Below are 20567 nucleotides of genomic sequence, written 5' to 3' on the forward strand. Positions count from 1 at the left end.
ACGAAGGAGGAAGCGATGCGCGTGTACACGACGATGGCCAGCCCGGTCGGGGAGTTGCTGCTGGTCGGGGAGCTGCGGGGCGACTCGGTGGAGCTGACCGCGGTGTCGATGGCCGGGAGCAAGAGCATTCTGGTGGAGGGGGAGTGGACCGCGGACGCCGAAGCGTTCGCCGAGGTGGTGGGGCAGCTGACCGCCTACTTCGCCGGGGAGCGGAGCGAGTTCGATCTCCGATTCGGCAGCGCCGGAACCGATTTCCAGCGGCGCGTGTGGAGTGCCCTGGAGGAGATCCCCTACGGGACCACCACCACCTACGGGGAGATCGCGGCGCGCATCGGCGCGCCCAGGGCAGCCGTACGGGCGGTGGGTTCGGCCATCGGCGCGAATCCGCTGCTGATCGTGCGACCCTGTCACCGCGTGATCGGGTCCGACGGCTCGCTCACCGGCTACGCCGGGGGAGTGGAGCGCAAACAGCAACTGCTAGACCTCGAGCGGGCGGCATGACCACCGCCGCCCTCGGCTCGGTGTGGGCCGGCCGGGTCGCCCAGCAGGAATGGGCGGCCCTGGCCGGCGAGCTCGACGACCAGGGCCACGCGCTCACCGGTCCGCTGCTCACCGCCGCCGAATGCCGGACCCTCGCAGGGCTTTACGACGAGGAGGAGCATTTCCGTTCGACGGTCGACATGGCCCGCCACCGCTTCGGCTCGGGCGAATACCGCTACTTCACCCATGACCTCCCGGAGATCGTTGCCGAGCTGCGGTGGGCCCTGTATCCGAAACTGCTTCCCATAGCCCGGGATTGGGCCGTCCGGCTGGGCCGGCCCGGCACCTGGCCGGAACGCCTGGACGAGTGGATCGCCCAGTGTCATCGGGCCGGTCAGGTGAAGGGCTCGCAGATCCTGCTGCGCTACGGTCCCGGCGACTGGAATGCCCTGCACCGGGACCTGTTCGGCGACATGGTGTTTCCGCTCCAGGTCGTGATCGGCCTGGACGCACCGGGCGTGGACTACACCGGTGGTGAATTCCTCATGGTCGAGCAGCGCCCGCGCGCGCAATCCCGCGGCGCGGCCATGGCGCTGCCGCAGGGCCACGGCCTGATCTTCACCACCCGCGATCGCCCGGTGCGCGGCACGCGCGGCTGGTCGGCCGCGCCCATGCGGCACGGGGTGAGCCTGGTGCGTTCCGGTCAGCGCCACACCCTGGGCCTGGTCTTCCACGACGCCTGAGAGGGAGAGCGATGGCGTACACCCTGCTCGGCGCGGACGGCCGCCCGTATGCCAGCCGGACCCCCGGCGTCCTGGGCGGCCATCGCCGCCTGAGGATCTACGGCCGCCTGGACTGTCCGGCCGCGCTGCGTGCCCTCGCCCGCGGCGGCTACACCGCCCACCGGGTCTTCTTCGCGGACGAGGCGACCGCGGTCGCGGCCGGCTATCGCCCCTGCGCGGTGTGCTCGCGGTCGGCCTATCGGGAGTGGCGGGCCGGGCTCGTCGACTGATCGAGACCGGTTGGTAGCTAATACGCTGGACCCCATGCTGACCACGTTGGCCGTGGAGAACTACCGGTCCCTGCGCAAACCGCGGGTGCCGCTCGGCCGCCTGAACGTGGTCACCGGCCCCTGGGGCATGGTCCCGCACCCGACCGCAGCTGCTGGTGCTCAACGAGCCCGTGACCAGCCCGCATCCGGACCTGCCCACCCGCTGGGCCGGCTCGTCGCCCGCGCCGCCGAGGACACCCAGCTGGTGGTGAGCCATTCGGACGAACTGATCGGCGTCATCGACGAGTACGCCGACGACGCGACCATGATCGAATTGCTCGAACAGGAAGGCGTGACGACGGTGGCGGGACAGGAAACAGCGGATGAACCGCCCTGGTCTTGGCAGGACCGGTAGTCGCTCGGTGACGTGGAAACCTATTCTGGGGACGTGAGTGTGGAAACCATCGGTGAACCGGGACCGCTGCCGCGTGGCCGGCACGGGCTGACCCGCGAACAGGTGGAGGCCTCGCAGTACCGGCGCCTGTGCACCGCCGTGCTGGAGGCGGTGGGTGAGCTCGGCTTCGCGGCCACCACGGTCGCCGATATCGTGAGCCGGGCGCAGGTGGCGCGCCGCACCTTCTACGCGGTATTCGGCGGGAAGGACGAATGTTTCGCCGCCGCATACGATCTCGCGGTCGGCGCGGCACTGGAACAGTTGCAGGAGACCGTCACGGGCCTCCAGGGCGTGAATTTCGCCGACCGGGTGCGGATCTCCTTCGAGATCTATCTGGGCGTGCTGTCCATGCAGCCCGGCGCGGCCCGCGCGCTGTATGTCGAAACCCTGGCGGCCGGACCGGGATTGGTGGAACACCGGCTGCGCGTCCACGAGCGATTCGCGGACTACATCATGGCGGTGGCCCGGGTCGGCGTGCGGGACGGCGATCTGACCGCCGAACCCGATCGGCAGCTGGTCGACATGCTGCTCGGCGGCATCGACGATCGGGTGCGCGCCTGCCTGCACACCAAGGGCGCCCAGGCGCTGCCCGAACTGGCGCCGTTGTTCACCCGCACGGCCATGGCCATTGTGAACACACCCGCCCCCTGACGGCTGTTGGTCGCCACAATCGCCCGGCATCCACGCCGGGCCGCGCTGTCACCTGGCACAGCGCCCGTGACACGGGCCACAGCACGCTCCTACGGTCGCAATCGGATTCGACGCGTTCGGTCGGATCCGCCGGACGCAGTAGGAGATTTCATGAGGCCGACCATCCGTACCCTCGGCAGTGCCGTATTCGCCAGTGCCACCGCCTTCGCGGTCGCGTTCTCGACCGGCGTCGCGCGCTCCGAGCCGGATTCCATCGCCGACTCCGGCAGCAGTTCCGGCTCGGCGACCGTCAGCACCGCCTCCGACACCGTCGGCGTGGGCCCGGAGATGTCGTCCTTCCTGGCCGCCTTCGGCTACGGCCTGACCCACCCGGATGCCGCGCCGCCCGGATCCAATGACTGGAACTGCAAACCGACCCCGGAGCACCCCAACCCCGTGGTGCTGGTGCACGGCACCTGGCTCAATACCTACGACAGCTTCTCGTTCCTGTCCCCGCAGATCGCCCGCGCCGGATTCTGCGTCTACGCCTTCAATTTCGGCCGCGAGACGCCGCTGGGCGGCGGCGGTGTCGGGCCGATCCTGCCGGGCCGCTTCGGTGTCGGGCCGATGGAGGACTCCGCCCGGCAGCTCGGTCAGTTCATCGATCGGGTGCTGGCCGCCACCGGCGCGCCCGCGGTCGATGTGATCGCCCACTCCCAGGGCGGACCGGTCACCAGCCAGTACCTGAAATTCGAGGGCGGCCTCGGGAAAGTCGGCAAGGTCATCAGCTTCGGCGCGACCACCCACGGCACCTCGCTGCTCGGCATCGCCACCCTCGGGCGCATCATCACCGATCTCGGCCTGAACATCCTCGGCTTCTACGAGCCGCTGATCGGCCAGGCCAATACCGAGCAGGTCCTCGGCTCGCCGTTCTACGCCAAGCTGAATGCCGGCGGCGACACCGTGCCCGGCGTGGCGTACACCGCCGTCGGCACCACCCACGACGAGATCTCCAACCCCTACGAGTGGACCTTCCTCACCCCGGGCCCCGACGCCCCCGTGGAAAACATCACGCTGCAACAGGATTGCTCTGAGGACGTCTCCGACCACCTCACCATCATGTACTCGCCCCGGGCGGCCTCCATCGCGCTGCACGCCCTGGACCCGGCCGCCCATCCCGACCTGGTCTGCACCTTCAACCCCTGGATGATCGGCGGCAGCGGGCACATCTGAGCGACGTCCGGGGGCTCTCGCTCCCGAATCACCAGCACGAGGGAGGCCGGGGACTTGCCCCGGCCCTCTGGCTTCTCTCCGAAAGGATCACGATGACGATCGGCGATGCCGTCGAATCCGGCAGTTTCACAATGGAATCCGACCCGCCGCGCGGGCATCCTCTACTACCCGGTGAGGATCCGTTCTACCGTTCGCCGATCGACCTGGGATCGGTTGCGCCGGGCACGATCCTGCGGTCGCGGCCGGTGCGGCTCGGCCTGTTCGGGCGCATTCCGCAGCGCGTCCGAGCCTGGCAATTGCTGTACCGCAGCACCGATCTCAACGGCCGGCCGGAGGCGGCGGTCACCACCGTCCTGCTGCCCTGGGACGCGGAACCCTCCGCTGATCGCCCGCTGGTGTCGTTCCAGTGCGCCATCGACGCCGTCGCGCCGAAATGCTTCCCCTCCTACGCTTTACAGCACCGCGCTCGCGCGCTGGGCGCCATCCCGCAGGTGGAGTTCCCGCTCATCGCCGCCGCACTGGCCCGCGGCTGGGCGGTCTCGGTGCCCGACCACGAGGGCATCAACGGCCACTTCGGCGCGGCCCGCGAGCCCGGCCACCGCGCCCTCGACGGCGTGCGCGCCGCCCTGCGCTTCGCACCGCTGGGCCTGCATCCGCGCACCCGAATCGGCCTGTGGGGCTACTCCGGTGGCGGTCTGGCCACGGTGTGGGCGGCCGAACTCGCCGCGAGCTACGCCCCCGAACTCGATATCGTGGGCGCGGTCGCGGGCTCACCCGTGGGTGATCCCGCCTCGGCCTTCGTGCGCCTGAACGGTTCTCCCTTCGCGGGATTCGCCATGGTGTTCACCTCCGGGCTGCGACGCGCCTACCCGGAACTGGACGACTGTGTCCAGGGTCTGGTGTCGGCGGAGTACCTCGAACTGCTCGACCGCGCCGAATCGATCGCGACGTTCCCGCTGCTGGCCCGCTATGCCGGGCGAAATGCCAACCGGCACATCAAAGGTGGCCTCGGCGCGCTGCTGACCCGGCCCGAGATGCGGGCGGTGCTCGAGGACATCCAGCCGGGCGCGCAGGCTCCCGCCATGCCGCTGTTCGTGGTCCAGGGTGTCAACGACGAGGTGATCGCGGTCGCCGATGTCGATGCGCACGTGCGGCGCTATCACGCCCGCGGCGCGCACGTCCGCTATCTGCGCGACCGGCTCAGCACGCATCTTCCCTTGCAGTTCATCGCGATTCCGGTGATGGTGGACTGGCTGGCCGACCGTCTGGCCGGCCGCCCGCTGCCGCCGTCGGAGGTGCGCACCGTCTGGTCGGTGGCCGCGTCGCGGCGCGCCCTGTCCGAGCACCGTCACTTCGCCGCGTTGCTGGCGACCATGGTGTCCGGCCGCCCGATCCGCACCCGCTCGGACTTCCGATAGCTGCGCGCCACCAGCGCGGACCGCAGGTACCACAGCCCGGACGGCTGGGCCGGATCGAATCCGGTGAGCTGCCCGATCCGTTTGAGCCGATTGTCGACGGTATTGGTGTGCACGCCCAGCACGCGCGCCGTATGCCGTCGGCTCAGGTCGTTGCCGATATGGCGGCGCAGGGTTTCCAGCAGTTCCGGGTAGGCGTCCAGCGGATCGAGCAGGGTGCCGAGGTATTCGCGGGCCGGGCCCGGCCGGGTCAGCTGGTACTCCATGGCCAGGTCGTCGAAGCGGTGCAGGCCGGGCGCGCACTCCAGGCGGTGCACCATGTCCAGCAGCTCGTGCGCCTGCTCGGCGGCCTCCGGAATGCGATGCGTCTCGGTGTGGATGACGGTGGCGGTCACCGGAACCTGTGCGGCCGTGGACAATCCGTCGACCAGGTCGCCGATCTCGGCGGGCGTCACCTCGGCCGCGGGTAGCAGCACCGTGCCTCCGTCGGCGCTGAGCAGCGACAGCGCCCGGCCCCGACCGCCGCGGGCCAGCTCGGACTGGACCCGCCGCAGCTTGCGGCGGGCCACCACCTCACCGTCCACCCGGGGATCGTCCTCGCCCGGATGCGACGGAATGCTCAGCGCCAGCACGTAATACGACTCGTCGATCTCGATGCCGCCGGCGCGGGCCATGGTCGAGGCGGGATGCCCGGCCAGCAGGGCCGACGCCACCGTGTGCACCGCGGTGTGATGCTCGGCCACCACCGCCCGGTGCTCGCGCACATAGGACACCGCGAACGCCGAATCCACGATGGCCAGCACCTCGAACAGCCGGCGCGCGGTGACCGCGAGCCGGGCGTAGTCCTCGGGCCCGGTGGCGTCCACGATGAGATCGAAACCCACGGCGAAGCCGTCGTGCACGGCGCGGTGGATGGTCCCGATGGGAATGCCCTCGCGCGCCCAGTCCGCGCCCGCGCGCTGCAGGCGTTCGACCTTGGCGCTCACGTCACGGCCCTCCAGCACCCCGGCCGCGAGTTCCAGGCAGGTGCGGGTGACGGCGGTGACCTCCCCCCGCAGCGCGTCCCCGGGCAGGGTGCCGCAGCGGGCCACATGTTCGGCGAAGTGCGCGACCAGGGCGGCGGACAGGCCGCGCGCATCGCGTAGCGGTCCGGAAATCGGTGCGGCCGTGAGGGGTTGCGTTGCCTTGATCATGCGCGAATCCTCCACAGCTGTCTGGGAACGCGAGCGTTCCTACTGGCCCGTAACTGTAGCGTGGGTCACCTGACGCGGCAATATCGATTGACCGCTTCCGCCGCGGGCGGCCCATTGCCGCGGCCGTTTCCGGCACGGGTCAGGAGTACGATCGGCCGTATGGAAAGCGCGGTTCCGGCAGCGGATGCCACCGAGATCACCGACAAGCGACTGCTGCGCGGCTCGCGCACCCGCAAGGTGGTGCTCGGCCGGGCCGTGGACATCGCCTCGCTGGACAGCCTGGAGGGCTTGAGCTTCGGTCGCCTGGCCACCGACACCGGCCTCAGCAAGGCGGGCATCCAAACCCTGTTCCGCACCAAGGAAGCCCTGCAGCTCGCCACCATCGACTACTTCCGCGCGGTCTTCATCGACACCGTCACCCGGCCCGCCCGGGCGAAACCCCGTGGCGCCGAACGCCTGCGGGCCCTGATCGAGCTGTGGCTCGACTACGCCACCGGCCCTTGCTTCGAGGGCGGCTGCTTCCAGTCCGCGAACCTGGCCGAATTCGACAGCCGCCCAGGGCCGGTGCGCGACGCGCTGGTGGCCAATCAGCAGGACTGGCTCGACCTGCTGGCCGGTGAGCTGTCCTACGCCTGCGACCATGGCGAAATCGCCGCTCTGGATGCCGATCTGGCGGCTTTCCAGATCGACGCGGTGCTCGCGGCGGCGAATACCGCACTGCGCCTGGGGGACGACAGTGCGGTGTCGAAGGTGCGCCGGACCGTCGAGGGCTTCCTGGCCAAACCCTGATCAGCGGCTGCGGTCCTTCGGTTTCGGGCCCCCGCGCACGATCAGCAGCCGGGCTTGGTCCAGAACGCCGTGCCCTCGACCTGCACCACCGGGCATGCGGTCTTGTCCCGGCTGCGTCCGGCATTGCTGTCGACCGTGCTCACGAGGGCGTCGGCCCGGGTCCGGCCCATCAGCGGGTGATTCTTCAGCACCGCGTCGACGGTGCCGCCGTCCGCCTCGATGGTGAACGGGCAGGACACCGTCGCCGTCCCGTTTCCCGGCATCGGCTGGACGCCGGCGCACAGCGGTGTCGGCATGACGATCCCGTTGACAGTGAGCACCATCTGGTACCACACGGAGATCTCGTCCGGGTGCGACGCGGGGATCGCCGCCGCGCCGAAGGGTTGCCGTGCGCTGGTCAGGGTTTCGATCGCGGTGCAGTCCGGTCCGCACGGGTCGCTCCAGCTGCCCGCGACGGTGATCTTCGTTTCCGAGTCGGTGGCGTTCTCGGTCTCCGCGGCCGCGGTCCGGAGATCGCGGTAGAGCCCGGCCACCTCGTCGGCGCTCAGGGGCGCCACCCGGATGTCGAAGGCCGGCTCGGTAATTCGATCGACCTGGCCGGAGCTCACATAGGTGGTGATGGCGCCGCTGATGATCGGGGTGGACCGGTGGCCGTCGATGGTGATGGGCACGCCCGCCGTGACCGGCCGGTGCGCTTCCGCATTGGGGTCCAGATGCCGCCCCAGGGTCGAAGGAGTCAGGGCCGCCGGCAGATCGAGGCCGCCGATCGCCGGGGGTTCGAGCAGCTGCTGGCCGTCGGAACGGGCGGCGTCGTCGGCGGAGAAGCCGTAGGCGATCCAGGCCTCGGTGTTGCCCCGCACGAAGGTCTTGTCGCCGATTCGCTGGTACGACAAGGCTTTTCCGGGAGCGAATTCGAGAGTCCCGGACGCGTCACCGACATTCGTGACCCGCAGGTCCACAGTCGCCTTCTTCCCGTCCTGCCCGGTCAGGCGGCCGGTGTAGTGCGCTCCGGGCGCATTGATCAGGGCCAGCCGGGCGCTGTTCAGATCCGCGCGGGAGGCCGCGGCCGGCGACCGGTGTGACTGCCCGATGAGCAACCATCCCGCGATCGCGAAACCCGCCACCAGGACCACGACCAGGAAGAGGATCACCGGCCACCAACGCCGGCGATCGCCGGGATCCGCCGCGGCCCACATTCCGTGCACCGACTCCACTGCCGGGTTCTCGACTGTCATTCCTGCCCATCCACATACCGATCGCTCGCGCGTTAGCGCCGCGTGCACTATAAGCCGCCCGAAGCTGTGAACGGGGTGCGAAATGGCCTGTCGAGTGGGCGAATTGTGACAGTCACGGCATGATCGGGGAGTGGTGAGTTTTCCCGGCAGCAGTGTCCTCGTAGGGCGGGCGGCAGAGGTGTCCGCGCTGGTCGAGGCGGTGGGTGATCCCGGTACACAGACGGTGTTGATCGCGGGGGAGGCCGGGATCGGGAAGTCCCGGCTGGTGGGGGAGTTCACCGAGCGTTTGGACTCTCGGGCGCTGGTGCTGCTCGGTCGCTGCCCGGAGCTGGGGACCGGGGGTGTGGCCTACGCGCCGTTCCTGGCGGTGCTGCGCGGGCTGGTGCGGCAGCTCGGCGGCGAGGCGGTGGCCACGCTGCTGCCACCGCATCCGGCGCTGGCGAACTGGCTGCCGCAGTTGGCCGTTCACACCGGCGGCGCCGCCCCGGAGGCCGACCGCATCCGGCTGTTCGGCGAAATCCTCACGCTGCTGGAGCAACTGGCCATGACCCGGCCGGTGGTGCTCATCCTCGAGGATCTGCACTGGGCCGATGACGCCAGCCGTGAACTGCTCACCTTCCTGGCCGCCAATCTCGCCGACGCGGACGCCCTGCTGGTCGGCACCTACCGTCCCGGCGAGGCCGGCCCGCTGCGCGGCCTGGTCGCCGAACTGCGCCGCAATCCGGGCGTGCGGGTGCTGGAACTGCACCCGCTGACCCGCCACGAGGTGGGCCGCCAGCTCGCCGCCCTGCTCGCCCGCGAGCCCGAACCCCGGCTCATCACCAAGGTTTTCGAACGCAGCGGCGGCAACCCGCTGTTCGTCGAGGCGCTCGGCCAGTGCCCCGACCAGCTGCCCGCCGATCTGACCGACCTGCTGCTCGGCTTCCAATCCGGCCTCTCCGCAGACGCTCTCGCCGTGGTGCCCCCGGCCGCCGTCCTCGGCTCCCCGATCCACCACGAACTGCTGGCCGCCATCGTCGACCTACCCCCGGGCGAACTGGACCGCGCCCTACGGGAATTGGTCGACCGCCACCTGCTGCACACCACCGAGACCGGCTACGAATTCCGGCACGGCCTCATCCGCCAGGCCATCTACGACCGGCTGCTGCCCGGTGAGCGCACCCGCCTGCACGCCCGCGCGGCCGCGGCGCTGCGCGCCCGCGGCGAGGCCCTCGACGCCGAATCCCGTGCCGACCTGGCCCGTCACGCCCGTGCCGCCGGCGATCTGGAGCAGGCCCTGCGTGCCTATTGGTCGGCCGCCACCACCGTCCCCGCCACCCACCCGGAACGCCTCCGGCTCCTCGAACAGATCCTCGTCCTCTGGGATCGGGTGCCCGATGCCGAACAGATCCTGCCTACCACGAAACTGGCTGTCCTGGAACAGATCGTCGATGTCGCCGTGGCCTGCGGCGCGACCGAGCGCGGCATCGCCGCCGCCGACGCGGCGCTGGCCCTGCTCGACCCCACCGGCGACATAGCCCCGGCCGAGTCCGCCACCGGAAGTACCGAGTCGAGGTCGGGCCACCGCTCGGCCGACCGGGACGATGGCGAGCGCGCCGTCGATGCGGACGCCGACCGGTGCGAGGTCGAGCGGGTGGCGCGCATGTATCGGCGGCGGGCGTACCTGCGGGGGACCACCGGAGCCGGACCGGGAACGGATCTGGTGCGGGCACTGCAGCTGCTGCCGGTGACGGGTGCCGGTGCGGAGCGGGCGGAGGCGCTGGTGCAATCGGCCTCCGCGCGGATCTTCCGAGGGGACGCCGCCGGGTCGGCGTCGGACGCCCGTGCGGCGCTGGTTATCGCCCAGCGACTGGGGGCGGACGCCCTCGTGGCGCGGGCGCACGCCCATCTCGGGCTGGCGGGTGCCGCCGCGGCGGAGGTGGCGGGGGATGGTTCATCCGGGCCGGAATCGGCGGCCGCGAATGAAACCGACTGGGCGCTGGATCATTTCGCCGAAGCTCACCGGGCGGCCGCCGGGGCCGGGGACGCGCGGATCGTGGTGGATGTCGCCACCTGGGAATCGGCGGTGCTGGTCGCGGCCGGGCGGTACGACGCCGCCATCGCCGCCGTCCGGCAGGGACTGCGGGCCGCGCACGAGTCGTTCCGGTTCTCCGAGTCCGCACCGATCCTGTTCGTCAAATGGGCGCAGGCGCTCGCCGCGCTCGGCCGCTGGGACGAGGCCCGGGCCGTGGTCGACGAGACGCAGTTCGACCTGTTGCCGCCGCTCAGCCGGGCGGCGCTGACCCTGTGCCTCGCGCGAATCTCCCTGGCGGAAGGGAACATCGGCGCGGCGCGGGCAGCGGCGGCCGAGGCCGGTCGGTTGCTGGGTGACAGCCGGTGGGCCGCGCAGTATCGGCTAGAACTCGCCGCATTGACCTGCGCCGTGGACTCGGCGGCGGGCGACGAGACCGGGGCGGCGGCGGTGCTGGCCGGCGTGCTCGCCCAAGGGGACGGTGCCGCAACCCTGTTCGCGCATCCGCACGACGCATGGCCGCTGGTGGCGCTGGCCGCCCGAACCGCCGGAGCGCCCGCGGAACTGCTCGCCCTGGGGGACACGCTGCCCGCGGTGTCGCCGGTCGATGCCGCCTATCGCGCCGTCTTCACTGCGCGGCTGGCCGGTTCGGCGGCGCGCTGGTCGGAGGCGGTCGCCGCCTGGCGCGCCGTCGAGCGGCCGCACGAGATCGCCGCCGCGCTGCTGGACGGGGCGGAATCGTATGCGGCCGAAGGGAATCGAGCGGCTGCAGACCTGGCCGTGCGCGAGGCCGCCGAGATCGCGGCCAAGCTGGGTGCACTGCCCCTGCAGGAGGCGGCCGCACGGCTGGCCGACCGTGCCCGCCTCACCGCCGGGCGAACGGCGGAAGCGCCGAAACCGCACGGTGGCTCCATGTCCGGCCGGCACGGCCTGACTCCGCGCGAGCTGGAGGTGCTGCGGCTGGTCGCCAAGGGCATGAGCAATCGCGGCCTGGCGGCCGAGCTGTTCATCAGCGCGAACACCGCCGGTGTGCACGTCTCCAGGATTCTCACCAAGCTCGGCGTGGCCAGCCGGACCGAGGCCGCGGCCTTCGCGCACGACCACGGCCTGCTGGCGTCCTCCGATGACAACGACTGAGGCTCAGGGCAATCGGGACGGCAGGTCGAAGAGCCGGAAGATCTCCTCGACCTGGTAGGCGATCAGGTTCGTGACCAGGCCGTCGCGGATCGTGAAGACCTGCAGGGTGTGCAGGGCGTACCCGTCGCCGTCGCGGACGTAGGCCGCCAGTGCCGGTTGGCCATTGGCCCCGATCGGCACCAGGCGCCAATCGCTGCCGTTGATGTCGAAGACGCGCGCCATGAACCCGATGTAGTCCGCGCGCCCGACGTACCAATTGAGCATGGGCGGCATCTCCATGATCACGTCGTCGGACAGCAGCTTCTCCAGCGCCGCCAGATCGGCATTGCGGAAGGCGGCGACATAGCTGTCGACCACGGCCCGCTGCTCGGCGCTCTCGGACACCTCGTCCTCGCGAATGCCGCTCTGGCTCAGCGTCTTCCGAGCTCGCTGTAGCGCGCTGTTCACCGCCGCCGGGGTCATGTCCAGCGCCCGCGCCACCTCGGCGGCCGGCCAGTCGAGCACCTCGCGCAGCACCAGCACCGCCCGCTGCCGGGCGGGCAGCTGCTGCATGGCCGCGACCAGCGCCAGCCGCAGACTGCCCTGGGCCACCGCGGCTTCCGACGGATCGCCGAGCAGCGCGTCCGGAATCGGTTGCAGCCAAGGGATTTCCCCGCCGTGCACCAGTGCCTCGCGCGGGTCGTCACCGGGTTCGTGGCCGAGTCCGGAGGGCATGGGCCGCCGCCCGCGCTGTTCGAGCGCGGTCAGGCAGGCATTGGTCGCGATCCGGTACAGCCAGGTCCGCATCCCGGCCCGCTTCTCGTCGTAGCTGTCGCGTGCCCGCCAGGCCCGCAGGTAGGTCTCCTGCACCAGATCCTCGGCGTCCTGCACCGACCCGAGCATGCGATAGCAATGCGCGAGCAATTCCCGTCGGTAGCGGCCGGTGTCCGCCTCGAAGTCCACGTTCGCCATGCTCTTGCTCCTCGAATCCGGGCCTCTGCTCCTCGAATCCGGGCCCTGCCGAACTTTGTACACCCGCGGCGATGAATCGGGCACGGCCCGCCGGTAGGTACTCGTGAGCCGCTCACCGCGGCCGCGATCCGAGGAGGAAACCATGACCGACACCGCCGTACCGACCGACCGCGAGGCCGTCCTCGACGTCCTGACCAACCTCTACCGCGCCTGGGCCGCCAATGACGCGGATGCCTTCGTCGCCGACTACGACCCCGACGCCACCACCGTCGTGCGGGGCGTGGTGAACGTGGGCCGCGAGGCGGTCCGGACCTCCATGGCCGCGGGTTTCGCGGGCCCGCTGCGGGATTCGCACACCGTCGACGAACCGCAATCGGTCCGCTTCCCGGCCCCCGGCACCGCCATCGTGGTCAGCCGCAGCGCGGTGGTGCCCGCCGGGGAGACCGAGCCAGCGGCCGACGGCTGGATCGTGGCCACCTGGGCCCTGATCCAGCGCGACGGCCGCTGGCTGGTGACCTCGTACCACAACTGCCCGGTGTAGCCGCCCGAATGTCCGGCGCGACCCGGACATGAGCGAACCCCCTCCGGACAGGCGCCGGAGGGGGCTCGCACACGCATTCCCGTCGCCGTTACGGCACGACCTCGACGGTGTCACCCGGGTTCAGGTAGTTGAAGAACTCGCGCGCCCCGTCCGGCGTCATGCGGATGCAGCCGTGCGACTTCTTGTCCACCGGTCCGATGTGGAAGGCGATGTCCCCGTTGAAGAACACCGCGTATTCCATCGGAGCGTTGTGCATGGTGCTCCAGTGGAACGGCTTCTTGAACGACACATGGAATACGCCCGGCGGCGTCTCGAATCCGGGCATGCCGTGCGAGATGGGCGTGGGGCCGAAGACGACCTTGCCGTTGTCCATCAGCCACGCTTCGTTGCTGCCGAGCTTGAGGCAGGCGCGAGTACCCGCCGTCTGGCACGGCGCGTTGACATCGCTGGGTGCGATGCCGGGGACGATCGCCGGAACACCGGGAACGTCCGGACCACCGGGCCACAATGGTTCGGCTTGCGCGGGCGCGGCCGCGAATCCTGCGACCGCCACACCGGCGATGACCGCCGATCGCGCCGCCAAGCCGAGGGAACTTCTGCTCATCATCGAGTTTCGACCCTCTCCTAACCTTGGCCCGCCACCCTGTTCGATGCCGCTCTCAGGGCAAAGGGACATTGTTCGTTGGCACAAGCATGGGACCACTGGGTACCGGTGATCATTCTGACTGGTGGAAATCGAGATTCGCGGGATAAACCGCGACAGGCGCGCCGACACGCCCGAATTCACCGAACAGGTGGCAGCGTGCGCTGATTCGGGTCGACTCCGGTCGGCCGGTGCGCGCCATTGTTGGCGACATCCGGGCGCGGCGCGTTGGCGGATCCGCGAATCTGCTGGTCGTCGGGCGGATTGTCGCAGTAGTTCCAGCTGCTGAAGACGGGCACCGTGGCGATGGACGGGGGCACGGTCCGGGTCGGATAGTTGCACCACGGCCGCAGCCAGGCGTCCACGATGGTGTAGAACTCGCCGTCGTGGGCGGGCACGCCGATGGCGGAGGAGCCGACCACCAGCGCCGGGAAAAGGGCGCGCAGCGCGGGCACCCGCAGCAGCGCGGCCCGCACGATGGCGGACATGGTGGTGGCCAGGCTATGGATCGGATCCATGTTCCGGTCCAGTACCGCATCGAAGATGCCCAGCTGTCCGGGTGCGCGGTCGAGGAGTTGCCGCAATTCGGCGTCGGCGGCGCGGGCCTGGTCGACCACGATCGACGTATTGCGGGTCAGCGTGCCGAGATCGGGCTGCGCGTGCGAGGTGGTGCCCGCGATGACGCGCAGATTCTCGATGAGGCTGACCGTCTGCGGCAGCCGGTTGTCCAAACCCGTGGTGGCGATGCTCAATCCGTCGATGAGTCCGCGCAGCTGATCGGGCCCGCCGCTGAGCGCGGTGTCCAGATTATCGAGGATCACCGCGTACTTGTCCGGATCGATCTGCGCGATGAGTTCGCTGGTGTTCGTCAGCGTCTCGAAGACGGGTGTCGGCGTGGTGATCTTGCCGGGGTTGAACCGCACCACCTGCCCATCGCGCAGATAGGGCGGCTTGTCGGTGTTGGGCCGGAAGTCGATGTACTGCTCGCCCGCCGCCGACAGCGCCGAGACCGCGATCTTGCTATCGGCCGGAATCCGGTACCGCTTGTCGATTTCCGCGACCGCCGACACCAGGGCGCCGCCGTCGCCGATCTGGATCGCCTTGACCGATCCCACCCGGTAACCGCGCCAGGTGACGTCGTTACCCACCTGCAAACCGCCGGAGCGATCCAGCTGAACGGTGACGGTGTAGGTGCTGCCCGGTGCGCGCACCCGCGCCACATGGATCGCCAGATACGCCGCCCCGACTGCGAGTAGCAGGATCAGAGCCAGGTTCGACATCAGTGTCTTGTGCCCGCGCAGCACGCTCAAATGGCCCGCCTCCACCGCTGATCAGCGCTAAAAGGATCGATGCATAGCAAACACCAGGCGAAACTGCGCGCTATCTAACCACAGTCGGGGCGTGGAATCCGGCGTGGGCGGGCCCGGGCGGGGCGGACCGCCCTCGGGCACAGGGTGAGTGGTGGATCAGCCCTTCCCGTGTGCGGCCAGGTGGGCCTCGATGGCCTTCACGGCGAGGCCGACGCCGTCCTCCGCGGCGATCCGGGCGGCGAGCCGAGTGGCATTGTCGCGCAGGGCGGTATCGGTGGTGGCGCGCGTCAGCGCGGCGGTGAGCCGGTCCTCGGACAGTTTCGAGTAGGGGATGGTGGCCGGGCTGACGCCGACATCGATCAGGCGTTGCGCCCAGAACGGCTGGTCGGCGTACACCGGCGCGCCGATGGCCGGCACGCCCGCGCGCAGTCCCGCGGCCGTGGTGCCGGCCCCGCAGTGGTGGACCAGCGCCGACATGCGCAGGCCCACGCCCAGTCCCGTCAGCGGGGCGATGTCACCGCGGCTGCCGATGCCGACCAGGATGATCCTGCTCATGGCACCGCCACGGTCTCGAGGATCGACAGCCACCGGGTGACGATGGCCCGCATCCGCTCGGCGCCCAGTCCGCCGTCGGGCGAGTGCACCGAATAGTGCACCTGCTCAACGCCTTCGGGCTTGCTGGTGCCGAGGAACATGCTCAGATCGAACATGGTCAGCCGGGACTGTTCGCGCGACTGCGCGTCCGGAATCCACACGCCCACATCGCCGAGGAAGTTGAAGTAGAACTTGGGGAAGTTGAAGGTCAGGAAGTGCGGCCAGCTTTCGGGGTGATGCCAGCAGAGCAGGGTGAAGTCCTCCGGGTGCGGCGGATAGGTGGCGATGGCGTCGCGCAGGCGCGTCCCGAGGCTGCCCGATACCGGCCGCAGCAGCCAGGGGTAGTCGTCGGAGATCCAGGCGACCGTGCGCGACAGGTCGGTGCCCGGCCGCAGGCGGCTGTAGCGGCCGTGTTTCTGCACCTGGATGGGCCGCGCCACACCGGTGGCGTCCTCGATGGCCAGTCCCAGTGCCACGAGCAGGATCCGGGTGTAGCTGGCGTCGTACGCGGCGGGCAGCTCGACCAGCAGCCGCTGGGCGAGCGCGCCGTCGATGACGCCGTCGAAGTGCGCCGATTTCGGTGTGGCCGAACGGATCTGCTGGTTGGGTTCGCTGTCGGATGCCGCCAGCCAGTAGTCCCGTTCGCCCACCCGGGTGGGTGCGTAGCCGTCGAGGAACTCCGCCCATTCCGAGCCGGTGGTGGTCTCGGGCGGTAGCGAGATCGCCTCTCCCGCTTCCCATTGCCGGACGTAGGTGGCGATGTCGTCCCACAGCACCCACATGGCGACGCCGTCGATGGCGACGTGGTGGGCGGTGAACAGCAGAATGTTCACGTCGTAGGAGCGGGTGAGCAGTACCGCGGTGACGACCTTCCCGGCGGGCGGATCCAGCCGCAGGTTGGCCCGGGCGGACTCCGCCTCGATCAGTTCCATGAGCGCGCCGGGGTCGAGGCTCTCGATATCGATGGTCCGCACGTCGACGCGGGCCGGGTCGATGACGCCACCGGATTCGGGTTCGATCTCGCAGGCCGCGCCCTCGCCGTAGCTGTAGCGACTGCGCAGGGCCTCGTGCGTGTCGATCAGGGTATTGACCAGCCGCTGAGCCTCTTCCAGCCCCATCGCCACCGGCACCGGGCAGGGAATGGTGACGCCGAAGACGGCCGGGTTCGGGTCCCAGGTCAGGAATTTCTTGGTGGCGGCCGTGAGCCGGCCGGGGCGCAGATCGGTCATGCTTGTCCTAGCGATCGGGTACTTCGGAAGCGAAAAGTGGTGTGGGCCAGGGTGACCGGTCGATGCCGGTGGGCTATCCGACGGCGGGAGCGAGCTCGATGCGTGAGAGCACTTCGTCGCCGAGCAGGCGCAGGGCGGCCCAGCCCTCCTCGATCGGCAGCCCGCCGATCAGGGGGTTGATCAGGATTTCGGTACGGCCGCCCGCGATCTGGTCCCGTAGCTCGCCGGGGGTGAGGATCTCCAGGTAACCGTGCGCCCGTAGCGCATCCACCGAATCCGGCACCGTCTCGTGCGGGCGCGGCACCCCGTCCCGCCGCCACGACGCGTACTCGCGGATCTCGGTCAGAATGTGCGGGCCGTAGCTGTGCCAGGCCGCGTCCGGATCGGTGTGCAGCAGGGTGAGTCTGCTGCCGGGCTCGGGCTTGTGAACGAAACCCGCTGTGCCGCAACGCACCAGCTCGCGGTAGTAGAGTTCCTCTACCTCCGGCATGGCCATCGGCAGCGAGAGCGGCAGCCCGAACCGCGCCGCCCGGCGCGCGGCCGCCGCGCTCATCCCGGCGATGAGCAGGTGCGGATGGGGTGTGCTGCAGGGCTTGGGCGTGACGTCGAACGGTTGCCCATGGATCCGGATGGGTTCGTCCCGCCAGGCCGCGATCATGATCTCCAGGGCCTCGTCCATCAGCTTGCCCCGCCGCGTGAAATCTCGGCCCAGCGCGGCGTATTCCTCAGGCCGGTAACCGATTCCGGCGACCACGGTCAGCCGACCGCCGCACAGATTGTCCAGCACCGCCAGGTCCTCGGCCAGCCGCACCGGCTCGTACAGCGGCACCAGCAGCGCGCCGATGCTGATCCGCATCCGCTCGGTCCGCGCCGCCACTGCGGCGGCCAGCAGCAGCGGCGCGGGCAGCCACCCGGTCCCCGAGCCGTGGTGCTCTTCGCAATTGACAACCGTGAACCCGACCTGATCGGCGTACTCCGCCATCTCCAGCGCGGCCCGGTATCGCTGGCGATGCCCGGCCGCCGGGTCGTTGACAGTGGTCATGTTGAGCCGGAGCGCGGCCACCACGTTCATTCAGTCAATATCGATGCCGAAACCGCTGTCCGGCAACACTCTTCGCCGCCCCAGCCAGGTACTCGGCGCGGGCCCGCAACCACCGGGGGAGGCTCGCCGTCCACCGGTGCTATCGGCAGGGGTACCGGGAGCGTCAGGGGGATGCGACAGGGTGCGGGTTGTCGTCGAGGAGGCCGAGTTGCGCTGCGCGGACCCCGATCTGGAAGCGGCTGCGCACCTCGAGGCGGATCATGAGATCGGCGATGTGGCGGCGGTAGCTGCGCAGCGACATGCCCAGCCGGCGGGCGGCGGCCTCGTCGATCAGCCCGAGGTTGAGGGTATTGAGCACGGCGCGGGCGGTGGAGGTGATCTCGACGCCCGCGGTATCGAGGTGCCCGGCCAGGCCGTGGCCGGACTGCCAGCTCAGCAGGGCGAACTGGTGCAGGGCGCGCAGCAGGGCGGGTTCGCGGACCAGGTAGGCGTAGGGGTGGCCGGCTCCCGCGCCGCTCCACAGCACCGCCACGGTGCGGTCGATGATCAGCACATTGTGAAAGTCGTTGTCGGTCACCCGGATCTGCGCGCCCTGCGAGGAATGCCGCAGCAGCGGCCGGCGGTCGCGCAGTTCCAGATAGTCGGGGGAGTAGAGCAGCCGCACCTGCTTGCCCGCGGCCAGCAGGTCGTCCACGACCACCTGCCCGAGCCGCAGGTGATCACTGGAGTGGGTGGGATTGGAGACCGCTACCACCGCCTCTCGCCGGGTATGGCGGAGCAGGTGGTGGACGTCCTGACCCCAGCGCCCCTCCTGGCTGAACCGGACGATGCCGGTGGCCAGGGCGCCGGTCTGCTGTCGCTGCATCACTTCCCCGATCCTGACACGGGCACCGGTCGCTCCCGGTGGATCTGGCAGCTTCCTGCCAGCCGGGCGGATCCGGCCTCGCGGCTTCCTACCTTTCAGCCTATGCACATCAGTTTCAGCGATGAACAGCACCGGCTACGCAAACGGCTGCGCGAGTATTTCGCCGACTTCGTCACCCCGGAGGAGCGGGCGGCGCTGCGCTCGGGTCCGGGCGGCGAGCACGGCGACGGGACCGTCTACAGGGAGGTGGTGCGCCGGCTCGGCGCCGACGGCTGGCTGGCCCTGGGCTGGCCGGAAGAGCATGGCGGACAGGGCCGTCCGATGCTCGACCAGCTGATCTTCCTGGACGAGGCCGCCGCCGCGGGCGTGCCGGTGCCCTATCTCACGGTGAACACGGTCGGGCCGACCATCATGCGCCACGGCACCGCGGAGCAGCGGGCGTACTTCCTGCCGAGGATCGCGCGCGGCGACGTGCACTTCTCCATCGGCTATTCCGAGCCGGATGCCGGGACGGATGTGGCTTCGCTGCGCACCCGCGCCGTACGCGACGGGGACGAGTACGTCATCACCGGCGAGAAGATGTGGACCAGCCTCATCGAATACGCCGACTACGTGTGGCTGGCCGCGCGCACCGACCCCAGCGCCGGCAAGCACGCCGGGCTGTCGATCTTTATCGTTCCCACGGCGGCCCAGGGGTTTTCGTGGACCAAGGTGCACACCATGGCCGGGGTCGGCACCAGTGCCACCTATTATTCCGAGGTCCGGGTGCCCGCCGCCAATCTGGTGAGCGGGGAGAACCAGGGGTGGGCGCTGATCACCAATCAGCTCAATCACGAACGCGTGGCGCTGGCCTCGGCCGCGCCGCTGCAGGAATCGCTGCGGCAGGTGACCGAGTGGGCGCGCGCCACCGTCCTGCCCGACGGCTCCCGCGTCATGGACGCGGAATGGGTGCGGCTGCATCTGGCTCGCGTGCACGCACACGCCGAATATCTGAAGCTGCGGAACTGGCGGACGGCGTGGGCGGCCGATCGCGGTGCGCTCGGCCCGGCGGATGCCTCCGCCACCAAGGTCTTCGGGACCGAGTTCGCCACCGAGGGATACCGGCTGCTCATGGAGGTGCTCGGCGCCGAGGCGGTGATCCGCGCGGATTCCCCGGGCGCGCTGCTGCGCGGGCGCATCGAACGCTGTCACCGGTCCGCGCTGATCCTGACCTTCGGCGGCGGTGTGAATGAGGTGCAGCGCGACATCATCGCGAAGAACGCCCTCGGCCTGCCCGTCACCCGCTGAGAAGAGGAGTAGCACCATGGATTTCGAATACACCGACGCGCAGCGGGAACTGTCAAAACTGGCTCGCGAGCTGCTCGCCGACTGGGCCGGCCTCGAACGCGCTCTGGAAATGACCTGCGAATATGCCTGCACCAGAAAGCAATTCGACAAACCCATCGGCTCGTTCCAGGCCGTGCGCCAGCGCCTGGCCGACGCCTATATCGATGTCGAAGCCGTCCGCCTGACCCTCTGGCAGGCCGCCTGGCGCGAATCCCACGGGCTCCCAGCGGAATCCGAGGTCGACGTGGCGAAATTCTGGGCGGCCGAGGCCGGTCACCGCGTCGCCCACACCGCTGTCCATATCCACGCCAGCACCGGGATCTACCTGGACTATCCGATGCAGCGCTACTTCACCGCGGCCAAGCGCGCCGAGTTCGAGGCGGGCGGCGCCACCGCGCACCTGCGCACACTGGGTGCGCGCCTGGACGCGGATCTGTCCTGAGAGATTCGGGGAAGGGACCGGAGGCGCCGCCGGCCGGTGCCGGCGGCGGCTATCCG

The 20567-nt window shown here is 70.0% G+C and carries 20 protein-coding genes and 1 pseudogene; 12 read left to right on the forward strand and 9 right to left on the reverse strand.

Translation table 11 applies throughout. The features are described 5' to 3' along the window. Positions 1-15 precede the first annotated feature (15 nt). From ABZV44_RS35395 to ABZV44_RS35425, 7 genes are all read left to right on the forward strand, one after another. Complete coding sequence (locus tag ABZV44_RS35395) at positions 16-501, forward strand: methylated-DNA--[protein]-cysteine S-methyltransferase (RefSeq protein ID WP_354846282.1); 486 nt, start codon at positions 16-18, stop codon at positions 499-501. Continuing rightward, on the forward strand, positions 498-1223 hold the full coding sequence (locus ABZV44_RS35400) for a 2OG-Fe(II) oxygenase (protein WP_354846285.1): 726 nt from the start codon (positions 498-500) through the stop codon (positions 1221-1223). The genes ABZV44_RS35395 and ABZV44_RS35400 overlap by 4 nt, the downstream gene beginning before the upstream one ends. 11 nt (positions 1224-1234) lie before the next feature. After that, on the forward strand, positions 1235-1492 hold the full coding sequence (locus ABZV44_RS35405) for an Ada metal-binding domain-containing protein (protein ID WP_354846288.1): 258 nt from the start codon (positions 1235-1237) through the stop codon (positions 1490-1492). Positions 1493-1526: 34 nt separating this feature from the next. Further along, complete coding sequence (locus ABZV44_RS35410) at positions 1527-1886, forward strand: hypothetical protein (protein ID WP_354846290.1); 360 nt, start codon at positions 1527-1529, stop codon at positions 1884-1886. A gap of 33 nt (positions 1887-1919) precedes the next feature. Beyond that, on the forward strand, positions 1920-2576 hold the full coding sequence (locus tag ABZV44_RS35415; RefSeq protein ID WP_354846292.1) for a TetR/AcrR family transcriptional regulator: 657 nt from the start codon (positions 1920-1922) through the stop codon (positions 2574-2576). A gap of 150 nt (positions 2577-2726) precedes the next feature. Next, the gene (locus ABZV44_RS35420; RefSeq protein ID WP_354846293.1) at positions 2727-3788 is read left to right on the forward strand and encodes an alpha/beta fold hydrolase; all 1062 of its coding nucleotides are present in this window, start codon (positions 2727-2729) and stop codon (positions 3786-3788) included. 92 nt (positions 3789-3880) lie between these two features. Beyond that, entirely contained in the window at positions 3881-5206 is a 1326-nt protein-coding gene (locus ABZV44_RS35425; protein WP_354846295.1) for a lipase family protein, read from the forward strand. On the opposite strand, the gene ABZV44_RS35430 is transcribed toward ABZV44_RS35425, so the two are convergent. After that, on the reverse strand, positions 5137-6396 hold the full coding sequence (locus ABZV44_RS35430) for a helix-turn-helix domain-containing protein (protein ID WP_354846297.1): 1260 nt from the start codon (positions 6394-6396) through the stop codon (positions 5137-5139). The two genes, ABZV44_RS35425 and ABZV44_RS35430, sit on opposite strands and share 70 nt — an antisense overlap. A 159-nt stretch (positions 6397-6555) precedes the next feature. Here ABZV44_RS35430 and ABZV44_RS35435 point away from each other — a divergent pair, with 159 nt between their 5' ends. Then, positions 6556-7185, forward strand: a complete 630-nt coding sequence (locus tag ABZV44_RS35435) for a TetR/AcrR family transcriptional regulator (protein WP_354846300.1) — start codon at positions 6556-6558, stop codon at positions 7183-7185. A gap of 41 nt (positions 7186-7226) precedes the next feature. Here ABZV44_RS35435 and ABZV44_RS35440 read toward each other — a convergent pair whose 3' ends face one another. Then, positions 7227-8420, reverse strand: a complete 1194-nt coding sequence (locus tag ABZV44_RS35440) for a hypothetical protein (RefSeq protein WP_354846302.1) — start codon at positions 8418-8420, stop codon at positions 7227-7229. Positions 8421-8550: 130 nt separating this feature from the next. On the opposite strand from ABZV44_RS35440, the gene ABZV44_RS35445 reads away from it, so the two are divergent. Beyond that, entirely contained in the window at positions 8551-11568 is a 3018-nt protein-coding gene (locus ABZV44_RS35445) for an AAA family ATPase (protein ID WP_354846305.1), read from the forward strand. Between the two features lie 3 nt (positions 11569-11571). On the opposite strand, the gene ABZV44_RS35450 is transcribed toward ABZV44_RS35445, so the two are convergent. Further along, entirely contained in the window at positions 11572-12663 is a 1092-nt protein-coding gene (locus ABZV44_RS35450; protein ID WP_354846307.1) for a sigma-70 family RNA polymerase sigma factor, read from the reverse strand. Between ABZV44_RS35450 and ABZV44_RS35455 the strand changes: the two genes are divergently transcribed. Next, a complete protein-coding gene (locus ABZV44_RS35455; protein WP_354846309.1) occupies positions 12662-13060 on the forward strand; it encodes an SgcJ/EcaC family oxidoreductase in 399 nt (132 codons plus the stop codon). The two genes, ABZV44_RS35450 and ABZV44_RS35455, sit on opposite strands and share 2 nt — an antisense overlap. A gap of 88 nt (positions 13061-13148) precedes the next feature. On the opposite strand, the gene ABZV44_RS35460 is transcribed toward ABZV44_RS35455, so the two are convergent. From ABZV44_RS35460 to ABZV44_RS35485, 6 genes are all read right to left on the reverse strand, one after another. Continuing rightward, a complete protein-coding gene (locus ABZV44_RS35460) occupies positions 13149-13664 on the reverse strand; it encodes a L,D-transpeptidase (RefSeq protein ID WP_354846312.1) in 516 nt (171 codons plus the stop codon). Between the two features lie 179 nt (positions 13665-13843). Further along, a complete protein-coding gene (locus ABZV44_RS35465) occupies positions 13844-14983 on the reverse strand; it encodes an MlaD family protein (protein WP_354846315.1) in 1140 nt (379 codons plus the stop codon). Positions 14984-15169: 186 nt separating this feature from the next. Further along, positions 15170-15568, reverse strand: a complete 399-nt coding sequence (locus ABZV44_RS35470) for a nucleotide disphospho-sugar-binding domain-containing protein (protein ID WP_354846318.1) — start codon at positions 15566-15568, stop codon at positions 15170-15172. Continuing rightward, a complete protein-coding gene (locus ABZV44_RS35475; protein WP_354846321.1) occupies positions 15565-16836 on the reverse strand; it encodes a condensation domain-containing protein in 1272 nt (423 codons plus the stop codon). Before ABZV44_RS35475 ends, ABZV44_RS35470 begins: the two co-directional genes overlap by 4 nt. Before the next feature lie 73 nt (positions 16837-16909). After that, positions 16910-17908 carry an LLM class flavin-dependent oxidoreductase gene (locus tag ABZV44_RS35480; RefSeq protein ID WP_354846324.1) on the reverse strand — a complete coding sequence of 333 codons (999 nt, stop codon included), beginning with the start codon at positions 17906-17908 and terminating at the stop codon, positions 16910-16912. A gap of 133 nt (positions 17909-18041) precedes the next feature. Continuing rightward, complete coding sequence (locus ABZV44_RS35485; RefSeq protein ID WP_354846327.1) at positions 18042-18743, reverse strand: hypothetical protein; 702 nt, start codon at positions 18741-18743, stop codon at positions 18042-18044. Between the two features lie 102 nt (positions 18744-18845). On the opposite strand from ABZV44_RS35485, the gene ABZV44_RS35490 reads away from it, so the two are divergent. Together ABZV44_RS35490 and ABZV44_RS35495 are read left to right on the forward strand one after the other, a co-directional pair. Beyond that, on the forward strand, positions 18846-20030 hold the full coding sequence (locus tag ABZV44_RS35490) for an acyl-CoA dehydrogenase family protein (RefSeq protein ID WP_354846330.1): 1185 nt from the start codon (positions 18846-18848) through the stop codon (positions 20028-20030). A 91-nt stretch (positions 20031-20121) separates the two neighbouring features. After that, positions 20122-20511 (forward strand): annotated as a pseudogene (locus ABZV44_RS35495) (acyl-CoA dehydrogenase family protein); the annotation flags it as partial. Positions 20512-20567 lie beyond the last annotated feature (56 nt).

Origin of the sequence: Nocardia sp. NPDC004860 (assembly GCF_040609015.1) — a bacterium.
Lineage (GTDB): Bacteria > Actinomycetota > Actinomycetes > Mycobacteriales > Mycobacteriaceae > Nocardia.